This window comes from Candidatus Hepatincolaceae symbiont of Strigamia maritima, assembly GCF_055505085.1.
The window spans coordinates 1-5132 of sequence record NZ_DBKDTU010000218.1 but is presented as its reverse complement, the minus strand read 5'-3'; the positions used below and the strand labels follow the sequence as shown (position 1 = coordinate 5132).

Annotated in this window: 5 protein-coding genes; all 5 read left to right on the top strand. The window is 28.6% G+C overall.

Annotated elements, in window-relative coordinates:
* Positions 1–70 precede the first annotated feature (70 nt).
* Complete coding sequence (gene mutM, locus ACQCX0_RS06015; RefSeq protein WP_462563269.1) at positions 71–904, top strand: bifunctional DNA-formamidopyrimidine glycosylase/DNA-(apurinic or apyrimidinic site) lyase; 834 nt, start codon at positions 71–73, stop codon at positions 902–904.
* 97 nt (positions 905–1001) lie between these two features.
* Positions 1002–1265 carry a 30S ribosomal protein S20 gene (gene rpsT, locus ACQCX0_RS06010; protein ID WP_462563268.1) on the top strand — a complete coding sequence of 88 codons (264 nt, stop codon included), beginning with the start codon at positions 1002–1004 and terminating at the stop codon, positions 1263–1265.
* Positions 1266–1330: 65 nt separating this feature from the next.
* Positions 1331–2665 carry a chromosomal replication initiator protein DnaA gene (gene dnaA, locus ACQCX0_RS06005; RefSeq protein ID WP_462563267.1) on the top strand — a complete coding sequence of 445 codons (1335 nt, stop codon included), beginning with the start codon at positions 1331–1333 and terminating at the stop codon, positions 2663–2665.
* A 69-nt stretch (positions 2666–2734) separates the two neighbouring features.
* Positions 2735–3937 (top strand): DNA polymerase III subunit beta, encoded by a 1203-nt coding sequence (dnaN, locus tag ACQCX0_RS06000; protein ID WP_462563266.1) that lies wholly within the window; start codon positions 2735–2737, stop codon positions 3935–3937.
* A gap of 10 nt (positions 3938–3947) precedes the next feature.
* Complete coding sequence (recF, locus tag ACQCX0_RS05995) at positions 3948–5090, top strand: DNA replication/repair protein RecF (RefSeq protein WP_462563265.1); 1143 nt, start codon at positions 3948–3950, stop codon at positions 5088–5090.
* The last annotated feature ends 42 nt before the right edge of the window (positions 5091–5132 follow it).

Here is a 5132-nt window from a genome sequence, read left to right as displayed (position 1 = left end):
CGACCACCGAGATCTACACTCTTTCCCTACACGACGCTCTTCCGATCTTAATACTAACTAAGGAATTAAGATGCCGGAATTGCCGGAAGTAGAAAATATGCGTCTTGCTTTAAATTCTAATCTTAAAAGTACTATAATTAAGGTTTACTTATCTCAAAAAAAGCTCAGAATTCCAGTTAATATTTCTTTTAAAACAGAAATTCTTAATAAAGTTATTAACAGTATTACTAGAAAAGGAAAATTTTTAGTATTTTCTTTAAGTGATAATACTTATATTATTATGCATGCTGGAATGTCAGGATATTTTAAAACGTATAATTGTTCTCAAAAAATACCAATTGATAAGCATGACCATATGGTTCTGTATCTTAACAATAATATGGAAATTAGATATAATGATGTACGACGCTTTGGTTGTTTTATTTCTTTAGTTACAAAAGATAAAATAAATACACACCCTATTTTTAAGAATATTGGAATTGAGGCTTTAGCAACAGAGTTTAATGCTGAATATTTATTTAAAAAGCTACAAAAAGTTTCTTTAAATATTAAAACTACTTTATTAAATCAAAAAATAGTAGCAGGAATTGGTAATATCTATGCCTCAGAGGTTTTATTTTGTGCAAAAATTTCCCCGCAAAGAGTTGCTAATTCTCTTACAAAAATAGAACTTCAAACATTAACTGTAAATATTAAAGAAGTTTTAGCAAAAGCTATAATCTTAGGGGGTTCAACTTTAAAAGATTATAGAAAGCCTAGTGGAGAAATTGGGGGCTTTCAAAATCATTTTGTGGTATATTCTAGAGAAAATCAATTATGTACAAACAAAAATTGTACGGAACTAATAAGAAAAATTGTACAAAACTCTAGAGCTACTTATTTTTGTGTTAATTGTCAAAAATAGTAAAGTAAAGAGATTGGTAGTTTAGGCTAAAATAAATATTGATATTCTTATTAAATAATTCTATTATCTCTAATAGAATACTAGAATGAGGAGATGTATGGCAAATATTAAAAGTAATAAAAAAAGTATTATTAAAAATCAGAAAAGAAATTTAATGAATAAAAGCAGGGTTAACAAAGTAAAAACTGCTAAAAAAAAGCTAGAAGATGCAGTAAAAACAGGCAATAAAGAAGTTGCTAGAATAGCCTTTGTAGAGGTAGAATCTTTACTAGCTAGGATTGCTCAAAAAGGCACTCTTCATAGAAATACTACTACTAGAATAACCTCTAGACTTTCTGCTAAAGTAAAAGCTTTAGCCTAATAAAATAGATTTAATAAGATACTAATAATATTGTTTTCAACTATTATTAAGCAATTATATGACTAATGACCACACAATTACAATGGGAACAAGTTTTAGAAAAATTACAGGAAAGTATAGAATTAACTGCCTTTGAGAGTTGGATTAAGCCTATTCAGTTCAGGTCTTTTACCAATGAAGTACTTTATTTATCAGTACCAAGCCAATTTATAAAAAATTGGGTTTTAATGTATTATAAAGATAGTTTATTTAATTCCCTTGCTGCTTTAGCAATTTCAGCTAGAGATATTGAGATTACAGTATCTACTTTTGTTAAAGAAGAAATTATACAAGATTCTTGTGTTCCGATTCCTAATTATCAAAAACAAGAGACCATAGGTTTTATTTTAGAACCAAGCTATAGATTTGAGAATTTTATAGTAGGTAAATCTAATGAATTTGCTTATAATGCAGCTAGGCGTGTGGCTGAGGATACCAAGATTCATTTTAATCCGCTATTTATTCACGGCGGAGTTGGTTTAGGTAAAACCCATTTGATGCAATCTATTGCTTGGCATGTTAAAGATAGTAATCAAAAACGTAATTTTCTGTATTTGTCTGCAGAGAAATTTATGAACTTATTTATTCAATCTCTAAGAAATAAAGATATTATAACTTTTAAAGAAATGTTTCGTTCTACTGATGTATTAATGATAGATGATTTTCAGTTTATCGGAGGCAAAGAACAAACTCAAGAGGAATTTTTCCACACTTTTAATGCCTTAATTGAACAAGGCAAACAGATTATTTTATCTGCTGATAAAACTCCTTTAGATTTAGATAAAATAGAAGAACGAATAATTTCCAGACTACAAGCAGGATTGGCAGTAGATATTCATGCTACTACTTATGAATTACGGGTGGGAATTCTGCAGTCTAAAATTGAACAGCTTAATGTTAAAATTCCTAAAGATGTAGTAAATTTTTTAGCACATAGCGTAACCTCAAATATTAGAGAGTTAGAGGGGGCTTTAAAAAGAATTGTGGCTTTTCATCAATTAGTTGGTCAGAAAATTGACTTAGATATGGCAACAAAGTCTATAGAAGATATTTTAAGGCATAAAAATAAGGTTGTGTCAATTGATTTTATTCAGAAAAAAGTTGCGGAACATTTTTCTATTAAATTATCAGATATGAGTGCACCTAAAAGGGATAAAAATATTGTAAAACCTAGACAAATAGCTATGTTTTTAGCAAAAGAATTAACTCCTGCTTCTTTACCTGAGATTGGTAAAAAATTCGGAGGGAGAGATCATACTACAGTGTTGTATGCGGTTAAAAAAATTCAAGATGAAGTGCTTAGAGACCAAAGTTTAGAAAGTGAAATTAAGTTACTTTCCAGAATAATTCAAAAAGGTTAAAAAAGTAGTGAGCATTTTTAGAAATTAGGTTATAATAAGCAATAATTAGCATTAAAAGGTAATAAAATAATGAAGTTTTCAATAAATACAACTATACTATTAAAAGGTTTAGATAACGTACAAAGCATAGTAGAAAAAAGACATATTACTCCTATTTTATCTAACGTAAGAATACAAGCTCGCACAGATAAATTATTATTAAACGGTACAGATAACGACTTAGATATTTTGGAATTTTTAGATGCCTCTATCACAGTTGATGGAGAAACAACAGCTCCGGTACATAAATTATTTGAAACCATAAAAAAATTACCACCGAATTCTATGATTAATTTTGAATTAGTTGAAAATATCTTACATTTAGAATGCGGTCATTTTAAAGGTAAGTTAAATTGTTTATCAGTAGAGGATTTTCCTATTACTCCTAAAGATAATCTACCGGTTAGTTTTCAAGTAGTAACATCAGAATTAAAATTTTTATTAGAAAAAACCAAAATTGCTGTAGCTCTTGATGATTCTAGACATTACCTAATGGGAATTTGTTTACATGTGGTTAACAAAGATGGTATAGATATGCTAAGAACTGCAGCAACTGATGGGCATAAAATGGCTTTAGCTGATATTCCGCTACCCAATGACGAAGTAGGCAGTGGGTCAGCGGAATTAAAGAATATAATTAAAGAATTACCTTCAATCATTATTCCTAAAAAAGCAGTTGATGAGGTTTATAAACTTATTGAGAAACAAAAAGAAGATGTTGTAAAACTTAGTTTGTCTAAAACTAAAATTACCTTTAAATTTACTCATATTACCCTAACTTCTAAATTAATTGATGGTCAATTTCCTAAATATGACAACATTATTCCTAAAAATAATACAATAATTTTAGAATTAAATAGAGTAGATTTCTTAAACAAAGTCAATTTAGTTTCTACATATAGTGATGATAAAATTAGAACTATAAAACTAGAAATTAAAAATAATATCTTAAAGATTATTGCTGAGGATCAAGGTGATTATGCTGAAGAAGAAATAGAATTAAAACTACCTAGTGTTGTTGCTCCTGCTGATACTAATAGTACAGATAGTGTTATTACTACCAGTATTGCTGATCTAACAATCGGCTTTAATGCTAAGTATTTAGTAGATATTTGTAGCCAAATTAAACAGGAAGAATTTGTAATTACACTTTTAGCTCCATCAACACCGGCTTTAATTAAAAAGAAAGAATTAGATGATGAGATATACGTATTAATGCCAATGCGAATTTAACGCTTAGTGCATGGATTTTGTGAGTACAGCCTATGCTATTAATGCCTTATATTTAAAGAATTTTCGTAATTATTCTAATGTAATTATAGATTTTAATACTAAAGCCGTAGTAATAGTAGGAGCTAATGGTAACGGTAAAACTAATATCTTAGAGGCTATATCTTTATTTACACCGGGTCGTGGACTAAGAAATGCTACCCTTGAAGAGATGCAAAACTTAAATGCTAAACCTTCCCCTTTTATGGTGAAGGCAGAGTTACAAAGTCCCTTAGGAATAATTGATTTAAGAACCTATATAGAACTTGATGCTCTTAGTAAACTTAAAAGAAAAACCCTAATTGATAATCAGGTTATTAAAACTCAAGGTAGTTTAGGAAAATACCTTAGTATTATTTGGTATACTCCGCAGGTAAATTCTTGGTTTTTTAGTGATAAAAATTATAAAAGAAGGTTCTTAGATAGATTAGTTTATAACTTTTATAACAATCACTTAAGTTTATTGGCAGATTTTGAACAAGCTGTTCGCGAGCGTAATAAAGTTATAAGAACATCTAATAGTAAATGGAGTAATGCTTTAGAAGAAATTATGGCACAAAAAGCTATAGCAGTTACTGCTGCTAGAATGGATTTTATCACTAAATTAAATTTGGTGATAAACAGCAATTATAATCCTTTTCAAAAAATTTTAATTACTCTTAACGGAGAAGTAGAAGAAATTTTTAGAAATAATAATGCCCTGCAGGCAGAAGAAATTCTAAAACAAAAATTTTATGATATGCGTTTACAAGACAGTAGATTAGGAGTAACAACCATAGGAATTCATAAGAGTAAACTAAATATTCTTCAGGAAGATAAAAGTATTTCCGATAATATTGCTTCCACAGGTGAACAAAAATATATGTTATTGAGTATTATTTTATGTTATGCCTATTTAAAAACTATGGAAAATGGTATTTCTCCTATTTTATTGTTAGATGAAATATTAGTACATTTAGATAAGCAGAAACGCGATATTCTGATTCATAAATTATTAAGTTTAAAATCACAATTTTTTATAACTTCTGTTGATTTAAATTTATTTCAAGATTTTACTAATAATTTTCAATTCTTAGAAGTAGCAGATAATTCGGAAGTTAAAAGAATCTCTTTATAAAAAGTAAAAAAGCTAGATCGGAAGAGCGTCGTGTAGGGAAAG